This is a genomic window from Sphingomonas sp. Leaf230 (assembly GCF_001421745.1).
GTDB lineage: Bacteria > Pseudomonadota > Alphaproteobacteria > Sphingomonadales > Sphingomonadaceae > Sphingomonas.
In genome coordinates this window covers 45,474-62,700 of the sequence record NZ_LMKW01000014.1, presented here as the reverse complement: position 1 = coordinate 62,700, position 17,227 = coordinate 45,474, and the positions used below count along the sequence as shown (strand labels likewise).

Sequence of the window (17,227 nt, the reverse complement as noted above, 5' to 3'; positions counted from 1 at the left end):
CGCAGGAGTCCAGGGTTACGAGCGTTTAGCCACGTTACCCTGGATTCCTGCGTTCGCAGGAAAACGGTAGGCCTGCCGATTACAGCACGAAGCGGCTCAGGTCGGTGTTGCGGGCGATTTCCTTCAGCTGGCTGTCGACGTAGGCGCCGTCTATGACGAGGTTTGAGCCGCCGCGGTCCTCCGCGTTGTAGCTTACCTCCTCGAGCAGCTTTTCCATCACCGTCTGCAGACGTCGGGCGCCGATGTTTTCGATCTCGGAATTCACCTCGGCGGCGATGCGCGCGATTGCGGCGATGCCGTCTTCGGTGAACTCGATGCCGACGCCTTCGGTGGCGATCAGCGCCTTGTACTGGAGCGGCAGCGACGCCTTGGTGTCCGACAGGATCGCGACGAAATCGGCTTCGGTGAGGCCCTTCAGCTCGACGCGGATCGGCAGGCGACCCTGGAGTTCGGGAAGCAGGTCGCTTGGCTTGGCGACGTGGAATGCACCGCTGGCGATGAAGAGGATGTGGTCGGTCTTCATCGGGCCGTACTTAGTGGCCACGGTGGTGCCTTCGATCAAGGGCAACAGGTCACGCTGGACGCCTTCACGGCTGATCGAACCGCCGCGGCCGTCCGCGACCGCGATCTTGTCGATCTCGTCGAGGAAGACGATGCCGTTGGCCTCGGCGTCGGCCAGCGCCGCGCGGCTCACCTCGTCTTGGTCGAGGCGCTTGTCGGCCTCTTCCTCGACGAGCTTGTCCCACGCCGCGTGGACGGTGAGTTTCCGTCGCTTGAGCTGCTGGCCGCCGCCGAACGACTTCATCATCTCGCCGAGATTGATCATCTGCGGCGCGCCGCCGGGGATTTCGAACGGCGTGGTCGGCGCCTGCTCGACCTCGATCTCGACTTCGGCGGAGTTCAGGTGACCATCGAGGAAGCGCTGCTTGAAGCTTTCGCGCGTCGCGGTGCTCGAATCCTTGCCGACGAGTGCGTCGAGCAAACGCCCCATCGCTGCCTCTTCGGCCTTGTCCTTGACGGCTATACGACGCCGTTCCTTTTCGAGGCGGATGGCTTCCTCGACGAGGTCGCGGGCGATCTGCTCGACGTCGCGGCCGACATAGCCGACCTCGGTGAACTTGGTCGCCTCGACCTTCACGAACGGTGCGTCGGCGAGCTTGGCCAGGCGGCGGCTGATCTCGGTCTTGCCGCAGCCGGTCGGTCCGATCATCAGGATGTTCTTGGGCGTGACCTCGTCGCGGAGGTCTTCGCTGAGCTGCTGGCGGCGCCAGCGGTTGCGCATCGCGACCGCGACCGCGCGTTTCGCGGCGGCCTGGCCGATGATGTGGGCGTCGAGCGCGGCGACGATGGCCTTGGGAGTGAGCTGGTCGTTCATTTTGTTACCTTCTCCCCTCCCGCTCGGGAGGGGTCGGGGGAGGGCGTGGCCGCAGCGAAAGGCGTGGGTGGGGTGTATTTCAGCCCCTCCCCTAACCCCTCCCGCAAGCGGGAGGGGGATTACGTGGTGCTGTCCATCGTTTCGACCGTGAGGCGGTCGTTGGTGTAGACGCAGAGTTCGGACGCTATGCCCATTGCCTTGCGGCAGAGGACTTCGGCATCGGTCTCGTATTCTACCAGCGCTCGGGCGGCGGCGAGCGCGTAGTTGCCGCCGGAACCGATCGCGGCGACGCCATTCTCGGGTTCGAGCACGTCGCCGTTGCCGGTGAGGATCAGCGTGACGTCCTTGTCGGCGACGATCATCATCGCTTCGAGGTTGCGGAGGAACTTGTCCGTCCGCCAGTCCTTGGCGAGTTCGACCGCGGCGCGCAGGAGTTGGCCCTGGTGCGCTTCGAGCTTGCGCTCGAGGCGTTCGAACAGCGTGAAGGCGTCGGCGGTCGCGCCGGCGAACCCGCCGATGACGCTGCCGTCACCTAGGCGGCGGACCTTGCGCGCGTTGGGTTTCATGACGGTCTGGCCCATCGAGACCTGGCCGTCGCCGATCACGACGACCTTGCCGCCGCGGCGGACCGAGAGGATCGTGGTGCCGTGCCATGTCGGCATGGCGTGGGGGTCGTTGCTCATAGGCGCGATGTAGGGTTTGGTTTTGGGGGTGCAACGCCCCTGCCCGAACGCGCGCCGTTCGTGTCGGCCGACCTCCCGTTCGTGTCGGCCATCCCACTTCCGTTCGTCCCGAGTAGCGATCGAGCTTGTCGAGAGCGCGTATCGAGGGATTGAGGTTGCGCGTGTCACCTGTACCTCGATACGCGCCCTCGATACGCCCAAGGGGGCTACTCGGTCGCTACTCGGCACGAACGGTTGGGGGGGGGCGGTAAGGCGCGCGCGGTTGGGGGGAGTGGCGGTAAGGGGTGCACGTCATCGGCCCTTCCCCCATTCCCGGGCCACCGTGTAGCCGAGATAGCCGGTGCCGAAGAGCGCGTAGAGCGGTTCGGGAATTGCGTTCAAATACGCCGCCATGCCCGCCGCGATCGCCTGCGCCGTTTGCGGGCGGACCGCGGCGATCAGGCCTGCGGGGATCGCGCCGAGCAGCAATGTGTACATCACGTAGAGAAAGGTCGGGCGGGCTCGGATGATCCAGGGGTCTGGTGCTGGATCAAGGGGTTGCGGGGTCATTGGCTGTCTCCGAAAATCTGGAAGTGCACAAAGTTCACACGCTGGGAGCGTTTTCGCAGGGGCCCTAGACGCGGTTGGCGAGCCAGCCGTAGAGGAAGGCTTCGTTCGCGGGGCGGGTCTCGGCTAGCGCGACGTAGCGTTCGCCTTGGAGGGCCTTGATCGCTTTCAGCAGCACGGGTTTGCGGCGGGCTAGGAAGGCGTCGAGCGCGGTGAGCGTGGCGGGGCCGATGCGGCCGTCCAGTAGCATGTCCGGATAGTCGGTGGCGCCGCGGTTGAGCGCATTTAGGGCGCGCTGGAGGAAGGTGGCGGCGACTGCGGGGCCCATGTTGATGCCGGTGTCGAAGAGTTCTTCGGCGATTTTCGGGGCTCGGGGGGCGATCTGGTCGAAGGCCGGGCGGGTCCAGTAGAGGCGGTGGTAGATGGTTTCCGCCTGGTCGCGGGGGAAATTGCGCATGTCTCCGGGGTAGCCGTTGGTGCGGGCTACGCTTTCCGTGATGCCGTAGCGGGTGGGACCGCCTCGGTCTGCGGGGTGGTTGGCGTAGCCGCCTTCGCGGTCGATGACGGCCTCGATGAGGTGGTCGATGGTCATGGCTGGCTCCCGGTTTTGTTGGCGGCGAGCGAACCATATTGGTTCGTTGTAGGACAGGGGATTCTCAGTCGGTTGTGCTGGCTTCCGGCCTTTCTTGCTCCCCTCCCTGGAAGGGAGGGGTTGGGGGTGGGTCGGCCTGTTTGGGTCGCGGTCGTGCGCACGCGGAAGCCGACCCACCCCCGGCCCCTCCCTTTCAGGGAGGGGGGAGAGAAGTGCTCCCCTCATCTGCACCGCCCCGGCGGAGGCCGGGTCCAATTGGGGACGGTTGTAACGGAGGACGGCGCTTCGTTGCGTCGGACGTTCCAATTGGGCCCCGGCCTTCGCCGGGGTGGTGCTATGGCGGGGTAATGCTGTGGTGTGGGGTGCCGGGTCGCGACCGCCGCCCTACCCCCCACCCAAACCGACGCTACGTCCGCGCGGGGTTGGCGGATTGGTGTGCCTAAGGCTATGCGCTCCCTTGAACATTCGCCGCGGGCTCTGTCTGCGCGCTCAACCCGGTCGCCGCCGCGGCCGACAGGTTAGGAAGACCATGGAAGACGATTTCCGCAAAGCCGCGCTCGATTATCACCGCTATCCCAAGCCCGGTAAGCTCTCGGTCGAGGCGACCAAGCGCATGGCGACGCAGCGCGATCTCGCGCTCGCCTACTCACCGGGCGTGGCCGCTGCGTGCGAAGAAATCGCCGCCGATCCGGACAAGGCTCGGGATTACACGGCTCGCGGAAATCTCGTCGCCGTGATCACCAACGGTACCGCGGTGCTGGGGCTCGGTGCGATCGGTGCGCTCGCGTCGAAGCCGGTGATGGAGGGCAAGGCGGTGCTCTTCAAGAAATTCGCCGGGATCGACTGCTTCGATATCGAGATCGACCAGCTCGATCCGCAGGCGTTCATCGAGGCGGTCCGCGTGCTCGAGCCGACGTTCGGCGGGATCAATCTCGAGGACATCAAGGCGCCCGAATGCTTCGAGATCGAGACGAAGCTGCGCGAGGTCATGAACATCCCGGTGTTCCATGACGACCAGCACGGCACCGCGATCGTGTGCGCGGCCGCGGTCCGCAACGTGCTCGAACTGCGCGGCAAGCGGCTCGACCAGATGAAGCTGGTGACGTCGGGTGCGGGTGCGGCGGCGCTGGCGACGGTCGACCTGCTGGTGTCGATGGGGCTCAACCCCGAGAACGTGACGCTGACCGATATCGCCGGCGTCGTGCACAAGGATCGCGGCGACGTGATGCCGCCGAACATGGCGCGGTACGCACGGACGACCAATGCGCGGACCCTGCCGGACGTGCTGGAGGGGGCGGACATCTTCCTCGGGCTGTCGGCGCCGCGCGTGCTGAAGCAGGAATGGCTGCATCTGCTTGCGCCCGATCCGCTGATCCTGGCGCTGGCGAATCCGGAGCCGGAGATCCAGCCGGCGCTGGTGCATGCGACCCGGCCTGATGCGATCATCGCCACCGGCCGCTCGGATTTTCCGAACCAGGTCAACAACGTGCTGTGCTTCCCGTTCATCTTCCGCGGTGCGCTCGACGTCGGCGCGACCGAGATCAACGAGGCGATGAAGGTTGCTGCGGTCGACGCGATCGCGGCTCTGGCTCGGGCGACCGCGTCCGATGTGGTGGTGACCGCTTACGGCGGCGCGACGCCGGTGTTCGGGCCGACCTACATCATCCCCAAGCCGTTCGATCCGCGGCTGATCCTGCATGTCGCGCCGGCGGTGGCGAAGGCGGCGATGGATTCGGGCGTGGCGACGCGGCCGATCGAGGATTTCGACGCGTACCTGCGTGACCTCGAAGTGTTCGTGTATCGCTCGGGCCAGTTGATGCGGCCGATCTTTGCGCGCGCCAAGCAGGCGGGGCGCTCGATCGCCTATGGCGAGGGCGAGGACGACCGCACGCTGCGCGCGGTGCAGACGGTGATCGACGAGGGGATCGGGCGGCCGGTGCTGATCGGGCGGCGCGAGGTGATCGCCGAGAAGATCCAGTCGAGCGGGTTGCGGATGGCGATCGGCACCGACGTCGAAGTGCTCGATCCGGGTACCGATCGCGAAGTGTTCGATCCGTTGCTGGCCGGGTACAACGCGCTGGTCGGGCGTCGCGGATCGCCGCCCGACAGCGCGGAGCGGGCGCTGCGGACTCGGCCGAGCGTGGCGGCGGCGATGCTGCTGCGCGAGGGTCGTGTCGATGCGGCCCTGTGTGGCGGCATCGGCGACTGGTGGACGCAGATGACCTACGTCATGCCGCTGATCCCGCGGATGCCGGGCGTTTCGCGGCTGTATGCGATGTCGGCGGTGATCCTGCGGACCGGCAGTCTTTTCTTCTGCGATACGCACGTGACGGTCGATCCGACCGCCGAGCAGATCGCCGAGATGACCTTGCTCGCGGCCGAAGCGGTGCGCGCGTTCGCGATCGAGCCGAAGGCGGCGTTGCTGTCGCATTCGAGCTTTGGCGCGTCGCGGTCGCCCTCGGCGCAGAAGATGCGCGCGGGGCATGCGTTGCTGAAGGCGGCGGCGCCGGAGTTCGAGTTCGACGGCGAGATGCACGGCGATGCGGCGCTGTCGGAGGCGTTACGGCGGCGGTTGGTCGCGGACAGTCCTTTGACCGGTTCGGCGAATTTGCTGGTGATGCCGAACATCGATGCGGCGAACATCGCGGTCTCGTTGCTGTCGGCGTCGACCGAGTCGTTGCCGTTGGGGCCGATGCTACTGGGGCTCGCCAAGCCGTTACAGATGATGGTGCCTAGCGTGACCGCGCGGGGGATCGTTAACTTGAGCGCGGTGGCCGTGGGCCATGCGGCGACGGTTAGCGAGACGGCGTAAGATCACCCGGCGGGGCCAGCATCAGGGTCGGCCCTATTCCAAGTTCAGTCATCCCCGCGCAGGCGGGGATCCATACGGGCTGGCGTTGCTGGTGACAGGCAACGTCCGAGTTTATGGGTCCCCGCCTCCGCGGGGATGACGACGAGCGTAACGGAATGCGCTCGCACAAGAGCTGCACGAGTTCGCCGTTCATCGATGTAAGAAAATGGTCGGAGCGACAGGATTCGAACCTGCGACCCCCACACCCCCAGTGTGGTGCGCTACCAGGCTGCGCTACGCTCCGACCGAACGGACCGCATAGCAGCCCGAGCCGCGCGCTCTACGCAGGGTCGGCGTGCGATGCAAGTCGCAACGCCGCCTGCCCGCAAGAATTGCCTCAGTCGCCCATGAGCGTGCGCCAGAAGCTGCCGTCATACGCCTTCACGCTGACCTGCTCGATGGTGTACGCGCGAAGGGCGCGACCGAAGGCCTTCTGGTGTTCGGCCTGGCCGTGCGCGGCGATCGCCTCGGGGCTCGCCCAGCGTTCGGAGATCCGGATCAGGTCGGGATCGACCAGGTCGAGCGCGAGATTGTAGAACTCGCAGCCGTCTTCCGCGGCGCAGGCGGCCATGTGCGCGATCAGCGTGTCCGCGATCTTCGCGCCTTCGCCGGTGGCCAGCTTGATATGTCCCATCACCAGAATCATCGCATCTCTCCTGTTTCGCGCCGGTTTCGTCGCAACTTCATCGTAGTCTCTACACGAACCGTCCGCGCCTGCGTCAGTTGCACGGGACACCAAGCGATGATAGCGGGCGGACCAATGCGACCGGCCGCGCGGCGCGCGAACCGAGCCACCCTTCACAGATACGGAACTCCATGTTCATCTCACCAGCATACGCCCAGGCCGCAGACGGCGCCGCCACGACGGCGGGAGGCGGGATCGCCTCGTTCCTGAGCCTCGCGCCGCTCTTCCTCGTGTTCGTCGTGTTCTATTTCCTGATGATCCGTCCGCAGCAAAAGCGGATGAAGGCGCTGCAGGCGTCGGTCGCCGCGGTGAAGAAGAACGACAGCGTCGTGACCTCGGGCGGGATCCTGGGCAAGGTGACCAAGGTCGAGGATAACGTCGTCGAGGTCGAGATCGCGCCGAACGTGCGCGTGCGCGTCGTCAAGGCGACGCTGACCGACATCACCAGCCCGAACACGAAGCCGGCGAACGACTGATGCTCGACTTCCCGCGCTGGAAAATCGGGTCGATCATCGGGTTGCTGGCGGCATTGTGCCTGCTGGCGATCCCGAGCTTCCTCCCCGAGAGCACCACGAGCCAATGGGGGCGGATCCCGCATCCGCACATCAACCTCGGGCTCGATCTCGCCGGCGGCAGCTATCTGCTGCTCGAGGCGGACACCGCCGACCTCGCCGCGACGCGGATCGAGGCGATGCGCGACAGCGTCGCGGGGACGATGCGCAACGGGACGCCGCGGATCGAGATCGGCGACATTTCGACGCGCGGCGGGCAGCTGAGCTTCCTGCTGCGTGATCCGAGCCAGGTCGATGCGGCGCGCGAGCGACTGCTGGCGATCACCGGCGGTGGCGCCGGGATGAGCGGCCAGCGCGAGTGGGACATCAACGTCGTCGACACGAGCCGGTTCGTGCTCAAGCCGACCCAGGCCGGCCTGACCCAGGCGATCGACACGGCGATGAAGGATGCGACCGAAGTCGTCCGTCGCCGTATCGACGCGCTCGGCACCAAGGAGCCGACGATCGTTCGCCAGGGCGCAACGCGGATCGTCGTCCAGGTGCCGGGGCTCAAGAACCCGCAGGCGCTGAAGGAGCTGATCGGCAAGACCGCCAAGCTCGAGTTCAAGCTGGTCGACGAGACCGCGAACCCGGCCGACCTGGTCAAGGGAATCGCCCCGGTCGGCAGCCAGGTACTGCCATATCCAGGCAATCCGCGCGGCGTGCCGTTCATCGCGGTCAAGCGATCGGTGATCATCTCGGGCGACCAGCTCGCCGATGCGCGCCAGGAGTTCGAGCCGCAGACCAACGCGCCGCAGGTGGCGATCACGTTCGACGCGGTCGGTGGCCGTCGCTTCGCCAAGGTGACAACCGAGAACACCAACAAGCCGTTCGCGATCATCCTCGACAATTCGGTGATCTCCGCGCCGAACATCAACGAGCCGATCCTCGGCGGTCGTGCGTCGATCTCGGGCAACTTCACCGTCGAGTCGGCAAACGCGCTGGCGATCTCGCTGCGGTCGGGCAAGCTGCCGGTCAATCTGAAGACGATCGCCGAGAGCACCGTCAGCCCCGATCTCGGCAAGGACTCGATCCGCGCCGGCGTGCTGGCGTCGATCGTCGCCGCGCTGCTCGTGATCGTGTTCATGTTCGTCACCTACGGACGGTTCGGCCTGTATGCGAACCTCGCGGTCGTCATCAATATCCTCGTGATCGTCGCGGTCATGGCGATGCTGAACGCGACGTTGACGCTGCCCGGTATCGCCGGTTTCGTGTTGACGATCGGGACCGCGGTGGATGCCAACGTGCTGATCAACGAGCGTATCCGCGAGGAGCGGCGACGCGGGCGTAGCGTCGTCCAGTCGGTCGAGCTCGGCTACAAGGAGGCGAGCCGGACGATCTTCGAGGCCAACGTGACGCACGCCATCACCGGCGTGATCATGCTGCTGCTCGGCTCGGGTCCGGTGAAGGGCTTCGCGGTCGTGCTGCTGATCGGGATCTGCACGTCGGTGTTCACCGCCGTCACGTTCACGCGGATGATGGTCGCGCTGTGGCTGCGGAAGAACCGCCCCACCACGATCAATATTTGAGGCGGGAGACAACAATGCGCCTGCTGAAACTCGTTCCCGACAACACGAACCTGAAGTTCGTCTCGCTCCGCAAATGGGCGTTCGGGCTGACCCTGATCCTCTCACTTCTCGCGGTAGGCCTTGTCGCATTCCGCGGCCTGAACATGGGCGTCGATTTCGTCGGCGGCGTCCTGATCGAACAGAACTTCGCGACGCCGCCTTCTATCGAGGCAGTCCGAACCGAGGTCGACCGGCTCGGCGTCGGCGAGGCATCGATCCAGTCGTTCAGTGATCCCAAGACGCTGTCGATCCGACTGCCATTGCCGGAAAGCGGTGACGAAGGCGCAACCAACCGACTGGTGAAGAAGGTTTCGGACGACATCGTCGCGAAATTCCCAGGCTCGACGTTCTCGAAATACGACACGATCTCGGGCAAGGTCTCCGACGAACTGATCACCAAGGGCTTGCTCGCGGTCGGCCTTTCGATCCTGGGCATTGCGCTTTTCGCAGTGGTGCGGTTCGAATGGCAGTTCGGCGTCTCGACCATCGTTGCGATCGTCCACGATCTGTTGATGACGCTCGGCTTTTTCGCGCTGATGCGGGATTATTTCGAGGTCGACCTGAACATCGTCGCCGCGGTGCTGACGATCATCTCGTACTCGATCAACGACAAGATCGTGATCGACGACCGTATCCGCGAGAATATGCGCCGGTATCGAAAGATGGACATGCGCGAGATCATCGACCTGTCGGTGAACGAGACGCTGCCGCGGACCGTGATGACCTCGGTGACGATCCTGCTCGCGCTGGTCGCGATGCTGGTGCTCGGCGGCCATGTGCTGCGCGGGTTCACCGCGGCGATGATCCTGGGTATCGTGGTCGGGACGTATTCGTCGATCTACGTGTCGTCGTCCCTGCTGATCACGCTGGGTCTGCGTGCCGATCCTGCTCCGCGCAAGGGCGGCGTGCAGGACGGCGCCGAGCGGGTTGGTCCCAAGGTCGAGCGTTGATCACGTCATGAGGATGGACCGCGAGAAGACCGATGGGCCGATGATCTCGGCGATCGGTCGGGCCGGGTTCAAGGTCGATGACGGGTATTATACCGCGCTGCTGATCAGTCCTGAGCGTGCGGATGGCTGGGAGCCGCCGGCGTTCGAGGCGCTTGGCGAGGCAGACGTGGCGGCGTTGCTGGCGCTTGATCCGCCGCCGGAGTTCCTGTTGCTGGGGACGGGTTCCGCGCTTCGTCAGCCGCCGCTTGCGTTCAAGAAGGCGGTCGAGGCTCGTGGGTTCGGGATCGAGGCTATGGACAGCCGTGCTGCCGCTCGGGCTTGGGCTGTGCTGCGCGGCGAGGGTCGCTGGATCGTGGCGGCGCTGTACCCTCTCGAGGGGTGATCTGAGACTGCTGATCCTCCCCCGCTAGGGGGAGGTGTCGCCGGAGGTGACGGAGGGAGGGGGAGGAAAGGTGAAACCGCCGTTCCGTGCCCTCCCCCTCCGTCACCTTCGGTGCCACCTCCCCCTGGCGGGGGAGGATTCTAGATCCGGCGATTCGCGGCCAGCGTTGCGAGGTGCTCGTAGAGAGCGGCGGTGTTGGTTTCCCAGGTGAAGCTGGCGACCGTGGCGCGCGTCGCTTGGGGCAACGGCGGATCGGCTAACAGGCCGCCGATCGCGGCGGCGAAGGCGAGCGGGTCGCCGATCGTGACGCGGCCTGCTTCTGGCGATGTCACCACGTCATGCGCGCCGCCGGCGTCGGTGATGACGATCGGCGTGCCGCAGGCGAGCGATTCGACCCAGGCGTTGGCGAGACCTTCGGACTCGGAGGCAAGCGCGCTGACATCGGCAGCGGCAATCAGCTTCGGGATTTCGGCGTGCGGCACGGCGCCCAGCAGGCGAACGCGGTTGGCTATGCCGAGTCGCGCGATCTGCGCTTCCAGTGTCGATCGCGCGGGGCCCTGCCCTGCGATCAGGAGCGTGACGCCGGGGAGTGCGGCGACCGCGTCGATGACGATGTCGTGGCCCTTGCGCGGGATCAGGGCGCCGACCGAGACGACCAGCGGGCCCGTGACGCCGAGCGCTGCCTTGGCGGCGGCGCGGTCGACGGGATGGAAGCGGTCCTGGTCGACGCCCGTGTGGTGGACGCGGATGCGGTCGGCGGGCAGTCCCATCGCAACCATGTCGGCCTTCATCGCGGCGCTGACCGCGAGCATGCCCGTGGCGTTGCGGCCCGCGGCGCGGACCTGCGCGGCGGTGGCGGGTGCGTTGCCCCAGATGTGGATGTCGGACCCGCGCGCCTTGATCGAGACGGGAACGCCGTAACGCTTGCCTAGCGCGACCGCGGCGGGACCGTCGGGGAAGAAGAACGACGCGTCGATGACGTCGAACGCGAACTTTTCGCGGATCGCGTCGAGGACGGGGATGAGCGCGCGCTGCAACGCTGCGGCGTGGTGACGGCCCTGAAGGAAGGGCCGGACGGTGAAGCGCGGGCGGTGGAGGTCGATGCCCTTCCAGCGTTCGTGTGTCGGGAGCGTGGCGAGGGCCGCGTAGTGACCGAGGCGGCGGAGCGGGCCCGGGGGAAGGCCTATCGGTGCTACCGCTTGCAGCGAGACGTCGGGGTGGGCGGCGAGACCGAGCGTCTGGCGTTCGACGAAGACGCCGAAATTGGGGCGGGTCGCATCCGGGAACAGGGTGGAGAGGGTTAGGATGCGGAGCATGGTCTGGGGGTTACAGGGGGCGGGTTAATGTGGGGTGAGTTTGGGGGCTCGATGTCGTGGAACGCGAACTTGCTCACAAGACGCCACCCCGGCGGAGGCCGGGACCCAATTGGGGGACGTTGATAACGAAGGACAGCCCGCCGTTATTGCCACCTTTCCAATTGGGCCCCGGCCTTCGCCGGGGTGGTGGTGGTTGGGGTGGCGTTTGCCTTCAATCACTATGTTTCCCCGCGAAGGCGGGGACCCAGACTGGGCTCGCGCCTTCGCGGGAGGACAAGGAGGCGGGAGGTGAAGGTGTTGCTCAGATTCGCTTGGCTAGCGGATACGCGAACAGCACGTCGGCATCCGCGCTCGTCGAGACCGTCTCGCTGCCGGTCATCGTCGCGCATTCGCCGGCCTTGAACGCGACGCCGGCGACATCGCCCGAGCCGGTGATCGGGATCACCCAGCCGGTCGTGCCCTCTGGCAGGTTGACGACGTGGTCGCCGCCCTTCCAGCGCTCGAGCACGAACTTGGGGCCCTCGACCATGATCGTGCGGCCGGTCTCGACTTCGATCGGCGGCGCGACGGGGACGTAGGGCGTGGGGTCGGCGACCTCGATGCCGTCCTTGAGGTGCAGCTCGCGGTCGCTGCCGTAATCGTAGAGGCGGTAGGTGGTCTCGGAGTTCTGCTGGACCTCGATCACCGTCAGGCCGCCACCGATCGCGTGGATCGTGTCCGACGCGCAATACATGAAGTCGCCCGGCTTGACCGGCTTCCAGTCGAGCTTGTCCTCGATCGTGCCGTCGATCGCCGACTGGCGGAGCTCGTCCTTCGAGATCGGCTGTTTCGTGCCGACCGCGATCGTCGAGGTCGGCTCGGCGGCGAGGACCGTCCAGCACTCGTCCTTGCCGCGCGGCAGGCCGCGAGCGTGCGCCTGTTCGTCGTTGGGATGGACCTGGACCGAGAGCTTCTCGCTGGTGAACAGATATTTGATCAGCAGGTCGGGCGTGGTGTTGCCCGGCTCCTGGAACCAGACTTCGCCGATCGGCGGCGTACCGGGTGCGGCATCCTCGAAACCGGGCCAGAGCGTGTCGCGACCCCAGGGCTTCTCGACGCGGTGGGTATGCAGCAGGGTGGCGGGCATGGGATATCCTCGACTGGAATGACGGGTCGGCAACGCACGACTATTGCCGTGTGATCCGGCTCACGGAAACCCCCCATGGTCGGCAACCGCGGAGCCGGTATTAAGGCGCCGAACGGGGGTGGCGAAAGGGATTGTTCGCGAAGCCCCGCATACGCTAAGGACAACGCCGATGCGTATCCCCCAGTCCCTTCCGAGCATGTCGCGTGCCTTTGCTGTCACGCTCATCGCAGCGCTTGCGCTCCCCATGGCCGGTTGTGCGGGTCGTTCCGCCAAGGGCGACCTTCCTTACGTCGCGCGCGACGTGGGAACGCTGTACTCGACCGCCAAGGCGCGGCTCGACCAGGGGCGCTACAAGGAGGCGGCGCAGCTGTTCGACGAGGTCGAGCGCCAGCATCCCTATTCGATCTGGGCGCGCCGTGCGCAGATCATGTCGGCGTTCAGCTATTACCTCGCCAAGGACTACACCGCGTCGATCAGCTCGGCGCAGCGTTTCCTCGCAGTGCATCCGGGTAACCGCGACGCGCCCTATGCCTATTACCTGATCGCGCTCGGCTATTACGAGCAGATCACCGACGTCACGCGCGATCAGAAGATCACGCGCCAGGCGCTCGATTCGCTCGGCGAGCTGATGCGCCGCTATCCGAACACGCGTTACGCATCGGATGCGCGGCTGAAGATCGATCTGGTCAACGACCATCTCGCCGGCAAGGAGATGGAGATCGGGCGGTTCTACGAGACGCGCGGCCAGTGGCTCGCGGCGAACGGCCGGTTCCGCACCGTGATCGACAAGTTCCAGCAGACCACGCACACGCCCGAGGCGCTGATGCGGCTGACCGAGACGTATCTGCAGCTCGGCGTGCCGATCGAGGCCGAGAAGGCCGCTGCGGTGCTGGGTCGCAACTATCCGGGCACCGACTGGTATGATCACGCCTACAAGCTGATGCAGGACCATCCGGTGAAGCCGATCGCACCGCTGGCACCGGGCGAGCCGGTCGTGCCGACGGGAACCGCAGGCACGCCGGGTACCGGGGCGCTGGAGCTTCCCAAGGCGAACGGCAACACCGGTGGTACGGGCGCGGGCAGCGTTTCCAGCCCCGCACCCGTCGGTCCGGGCAGCGCGACGCGGACCGGCCCCGGCAACTGATCACGGAATCCGCCATGAGAACATGGGCGTGAGAACAATGGGGGATCAACTTCGCGTGCGGATCGTCTAAGACGCGCGGGATGCTGACCGATCTTTCCATTCGCGACGTGGTGCTCATCGAGGCGCTGGATCTGGGATTCGGCGAAGGGCTAGGCGTGCTGACCGGCGAGACCGGCGCGGGCAAGTCGATCCTGCTCGACGCACTGGGGCTGGCGCTGGGTGGCCGCGGCGACAGCGGGCTGGTGCGGCATGGCGCTGCTCAGGCTGTTGTGACCGCGACGTTCGATGCCCCTGCCCCCGAGTCGCCACTCGCGATGTTGTTCGACGAGAACGGGCTGGAGATCGAGCAGGGCGAACCGCTGATCGTGAAGCGGATCGTCAAGGCGGACGGTGGCAGTCGTGGCTTCGTCAACGACCAGCCGGCGTCGGCGGGGCTGCTGCGCGAGATGGCGCCGCATCTGGTCGAGATCCACGGACAGCATGACGAGCGCGGGTTGCTGAATGCGCGCGGGCATCGGGCGCTGCTCGACATCTTCGGGCGGACCGAGCCCGGCGCGACGGCAAAGGCGTATGCGGGGTTTCGCGCGGCTGAGGCTGAGTTGGCGGCGGCGCGGGCGGATATCGAGACGGCGGCGCGGGATCGCGAGTGGCTTGAGCATACGGTTGCCGAACTGACCGCGCTGGCGCCTGTCGCGGGCGAGGAAGAGACGCTGGCGGATACGCGGCGGTCGATGCAGCGCGCGGAGAAGATCGCGGACGACCTCGCCGCGATCGACGATTTCCTCGAGGGCAAGGACGGCGGGATGGCGAAGCTTCGCCAGGCCGCGCGCGTGCTCGAGCGGATCGCGGAGGACCATGTTGCGCTCGGCAATGCGCTGGCGGCAGTCGATCGCGCGGTGATCGAGGCTTCGGTGGCGGAGGAGAGCCTGCGCGATGCGCGGGCCGAGATGGCGTATGATCCGCGCGCGCTGGAGGATGACGAGGCGCGGTTGTTCGAGCTTCGGGCGATGGCGCGCAAGCACCGCGTGCAGCCGGACGATCTGGCGGCGCTGGCGGACGAGATGCGCGCGCGTCTGGAGCGCCTCGATGCGGGCGAAGGCGGGATCGCGAAGATCGAGGCACGCGTGGCGTCGGCTCGGAAGGCTTTCGATGCGGCTTCGGATGCTTTGACGAAACGGCGGCTGGCGGCAGCGAAGCGGCTTGATGTGGCGGTTGCGGGCGAGTTGGCGCCGTTGAAGCTGGATGCGGCGCGGTTCCAGACGGTGGTGGCGCCGCTGGGTGAAGAGGGCTGGTCGGCGGCGGGCAAGGACCGGGTCGAGTTCGAGATCTCGACCAATCCCGGTGCGCCGTTCGCCGCGCTGACCAAGATCGCGTCGGGCGGCGAGTTGTCGCGCTTCATCCTCGCGCTGAAGGTGGCGCTGGCCGAGGAAGGCGGCGCGTCGACGATGGTTTTCGACGAGATCGACCGCGGCGTCGGCGGGGCGGTGGCGAGCGCGATCGGCGAACGACTCGCGCGGCTGGCGCTCAGCACGCAGCTGCTGGTGGTAACGCACAGCCCGCAGGTTGCGGCGCGCGGAGCGAAGCATCTGCTGATCGCGAAAAGCAGCGACGGCACGGTCACGCGGACCGGCGTGCGGGCCTTGTCCGAGGACGAGCGGCGGGAGGAGATCGCGCGGATGCTGTCGGGCGCGCAGATTACGGATGAAGCGCGGGCTCAGGCGGAGCGGTTGCTCGAGCGGGCCTGAGGTCGGGACGTTTTGCCTTCTGCTCCCCCCTCCCTAAAAGGGAGGGGTTGGGGGTGGGTCGGTTTCCGCATGATGGAACGTTGGCGGCACAATCGGGCCTACCCACCCCCAGCCCCTCCCTTTCAGGGAGGGGAGCCGACCGTTCCCGGGGGCCGAGTCGCCCGCATTTTCACACGCGTTCGTTTAGCTCTCCCGTCGATCATGGCATTGCCTGCCGCGGGTGCCCCAAGTGGATCTTCAGCACCGGAACGACGATGTAATCGCCGCCGACCTTCCGCAGGCCGTGGAGCGCCCGGCTGCCGAAATCGCCGTCTTCGTGAATCACTGCACGGACCGGCGCCTGTTCGGCATGGATCATGTCGTCGAGCCCGGCGGCACTGGCGTCAGAGCGCGGCCATAGCGATTGCTGGACGCGGTCGTCCGCGGACGAATCGTCGTTCCAGTCGTAGCCAATCGCCGCGGCCGGCTTAGGGGAGACGTGAGTCTGCTGGGCGGCGGCGGGGGCGGCAAAGACGATGGCGATGATCGTAACTGCTGTTTTCAATGCACCCCCGCTTTCATCCCGGCGAAGGCCGGGGTCCAGTTGGGAAAGTTTAGTTGGTGAACACGGTGCTCCCTTACGACGACCTTGCCAACTGGCCCCCGGCCTTCGCCGGGGTGATGGGCGAATTCAGGACGCGCCGGTTCCGCCGTTCGCGCCGAAGAAGCTGCCGGTGGTGTAGCTGTCGCTCGGGTCCGCCAGTGCAACGTAGAGACCCGCCAGTTCGGCCGGCTGACCGGCGCGACCGAGTGGCGTATCCTGGCCGAATTCGCCCATCTTGCCCGGCAATTGCCCGCCTGCGACCTGCAACGGCGTCCAGATCGGGCCCGGCCCTACCGCGTTGACGCGAATGCCCTGCTTGGCGAGTTGCTTCGCCAGCGCCTTGGTGAAGATCAGGATCGCGCCCTTGGTCGAGGCATAGTCGAGCAACTCCTTCTCCGGGCTGACCGAGTTGACCGACGCGGTGTTGATGATCGACGCGCCGGGCTTCATCAGCGGGATCGCCGCCTTGCAGAGGTGGAACATCGCGTAGACGTTGGTCTTCATGGTGCGATCGAACTGCTCGAAGCTGATCTCGGCGATCGAGTCCTTCGACTGCTGATAGGCTGCATTGTTGACGAGGATGTCGAGCCCGCCAAGTTCACGATTGGCGCGCGCGATCAGGTCGTTGCAGAATTTCGCATCGGTCAGGTCGCCGGGAATCAGCACGACCTTGCGCCCCTCGGCGCGGAGCAGCTTGGCGACGTCCTGCGCGTCGGGTTCCTCGGTCGGGTAATAGTTGATCGCGACGTCGGCGCCTTCGCGCGAGAATGCGATCACCGCCGCGCGGCCGATCCCCGAATCGCCGCCGGTGATCAGCGCCTTCCGCCCCGCGAGACGCCCCGAACCGCGATAGCTCGACTCGCCGCAATCGGGGACGGGGCGCATGTTGCGCTGGAGCGCGGGCCATTTCTGGCGCTGTTCGGGAAACGGCGTCGAGACGAAGCGCGTCTGCGGATCGGCCAGCGGCGTCTGCCCCTGCGCGAAGGCAGGCGCGGCGGCGGCGGCGAGGCCAGTGACGGCGGCGCCCTTGAACAGGTCTCGGCGGCTGGTGTCTGTCATGATGGCGCATCCTTGGGAAAAATTCTCTTGGGATGTCAGCGCGCAAGTCGAGCGAATGTTCACGCCATGTT

Annotated in this window: 15 protein-coding genes, 1 tRNA gene and 1 pseudogene; 7 read left to right on the top strand and 10 right to left on the bottom strand. The window is 66.4% G+C overall.

Annotation, left to right across the window (positions count from 1 at the left end):
* Window positions 1-79 precede the first annotated feature (79 nt).
* From hslU to ASE82_RS18180, 4 genes and pseudogenes are all read right to left on the bottom strand, one after another.
* Window positions 80-1,375 (bottom strand): ATP-dependent protease ATPase subunit HslU, encoded by a 1,296-nt coding sequence (gene hslU, locus ASE82_RS18195; RefSeq protein ID WP_056066762.1) that lies wholly within the window; start codon window positions 1,373-1,375, stop codon window positions 80-82.
* A gap of 119 nt (window positions 1,376-1,494) precedes the next feature.
* Entirely contained in the window at window positions 1,495-2,037 is a 543-nt protein-coding gene (hslV, locus tag ASE82_RS18190; protein ID WP_056066793.1) for an ATP-dependent protease subunit HslV, read from the bottom strand.
* 312 nt (window positions 2,038-2,349) lie between these two features.
* A pseudogene (locus ASE82_RS18185) lies at window positions 2,350-2,583 on the bottom strand (3TM-type holin); the annotation flags it as partial.
* A gap of 88 nt (window positions 2,584-2,671) precedes the next feature.
* Window positions 2,672-3,196, bottom strand: coding sequence for a glycoside hydrolase family 108 protein (locus ASE82_RS18180; protein ID WP_056066755.1), 525 nt, complete (start codon window positions 3,194-3,196; stop codon window positions 2,672-2,674).
* 529 nt (window positions 3,197-3,725) lie between these two features.
* Between ASE82_RS18180 and ASE82_RS18175 the strand changes: the two genes are divergently transcribed.
* Window positions 3,726-6,008: an NADP-dependent malic enzyme gene (locus tag ASE82_RS18175; RefSeq protein ID WP_056066752.1), complete on the top strand. Its 2,283-nt coding sequence runs from the start codon at window positions 3,726-3,728 to the stop codon at window positions 6,006-6,008.
* Between the two features lie 206 nt (window positions 6,009-6,214).
* Here ASE82_RS18175 and ASE82_RS18170 read toward each other — a convergent pair.
* A tRNA-Pro gene (locus ASE82_RS18170) sits at window positions 6,215-6,291 on the bottom strand.
* Window positions 6,292-6,384: 93 nt separating this feature from the next.
* Window positions 6,385-6,693 carry a putative quinol monooxygenase gene (locus ASE82_RS18165; protein WP_056066750.1) on the bottom strand — a complete coding sequence of 103 codons (309 nt, stop codon included), beginning with the start codon at window positions 6,691-6,693 and terminating at the stop codon, window positions 6,385-6,387.
* 170 nt (window positions 6,694-6,863) lie between these two features.
* Here ASE82_RS18165 and yajC point away from each other — a divergent pair, with 170 nt between their 5' ends.
* The 4 genes from yajC to ASE82_RS18145 are packed head-to-tail and all read left to right on the top strand — an operon-like array spanning window position 6,864 to window position 10,183.
* Window positions 6,864-7,208 carry a preprotein translocase subunit YajC gene (yajC, locus tag ASE82_RS18160; RefSeq protein ID WP_056066746.1) on the top strand — a complete coding sequence of 115 codons (345 nt, stop codon included), beginning with the start codon at window positions 6,864-6,866 and terminating at the stop codon, window positions 7,206-7,208.
* A complete protein-coding gene (gene secD, locus ASE82_RS18155; RefSeq protein WP_056066742.1) occupies window positions 7,208-8,812 on the top strand; it encodes a protein translocase subunit SecD in 1,605 nt (534 codons plus the stop codon). The genes yajC and secD overlap by 1 nt, the downstream gene beginning before the upstream one ends.
* A gap of 14 nt (window positions 8,813-8,826) precedes the next feature.
* Window positions 8,827-9,801 carry a protein translocase subunit SecF gene (gene secF, locus ASE82_RS18150; RefSeq protein ID WP_056066739.1) on the top strand — a complete coding sequence of 325 codons (975 nt, stop codon included), beginning with the start codon at window positions 8,827-8,829 and terminating at the stop codon, window positions 9,799-9,801.
* A 7-nt stretch (window positions 9,802-9,808) separates the two neighbouring features.
* A complete protein-coding gene (locus ASE82_RS18145) occupies window positions 9,809-10,183 on the top strand; it encodes an Mth938-like domain-containing protein (RefSeq protein ID WP_056066734.1) in 375 nt (124 codons plus the stop codon).
* 140 nt (window positions 10,184-10,323) lie between these two features.
* On the opposite strand, the gene ASE82_RS18140 is transcribed toward ASE82_RS18145, so the two are convergent.
* Window positions 10,324-11,499: a glycosyltransferase gene (locus ASE82_RS18140; protein ID WP_056066731.1), complete on the bottom strand. Its 1,176-nt coding sequence runs from the start codon at window positions 11,497-11,499 to the stop codon at window positions 10,324-10,326.
* A gap of 301 nt (window positions 11,500-11,800) precedes the next feature.
* Entirely contained in the window at window positions 11,801-12,625 is an 825-nt protein-coding gene (locus ASE82_RS18135) for a class I mannose-6-phosphate isomerase (RefSeq protein WP_056066728.1), read from the bottom strand.
* A gap of 244 nt (window positions 12,626-12,869) precedes the next feature.
* Here ASE82_RS18135 and ASE82_RS18130 point away from each other — a divergent pair, with 244 nt between their 5' ends.
* Window positions 12,870-13,769, top strand: a complete 900-nt coding sequence (locus ASE82_RS18130; protein WP_435368546.1) for an outer membrane protein assembly factor BamD — start codon at window positions 12,870-12,872, stop codon at window positions 13,767-13,769.
* 80 nt (window positions 13,770-13,849) lie between these two features.
* Entirely contained in the window at window positions 13,850-15,514 is a 1,665-nt protein-coding gene (recN, locus tag ASE82_RS18125; RefSeq protein WP_056066720.1) for a DNA repair protein RecN, read from the top strand.
* A gap of 199 nt (window positions 15,515-15,713) precedes the next feature.
* Here recN and ASE82_RS18120 read toward each other — a convergent pair whose 3' ends face one another.
* Both ASE82_RS18120 and ASE82_RS18115 read right to left on the bottom strand, forming a co-directional pair.
* Window positions 15,714-16,058 (bottom strand): hypothetical protein, encoded by a 345-nt coding sequence (locus tag ASE82_RS18120; RefSeq protein WP_056066717.1) that lies wholly within the window; start codon window positions 16,056-16,058, stop codon window positions 15,714-15,716.
* A gap of 126 nt (window positions 16,059-16,184) precedes the next feature.
* Entirely contained in the window at window positions 16,185-17,156 is a 972-nt protein-coding gene (locus ASE82_RS18115; RefSeq protein ID WP_056066714.1) for an SDR family oxidoreductase, read from the bottom strand.
* Window positions 17,157-17,227 lie beyond the last annotated feature (71 nt).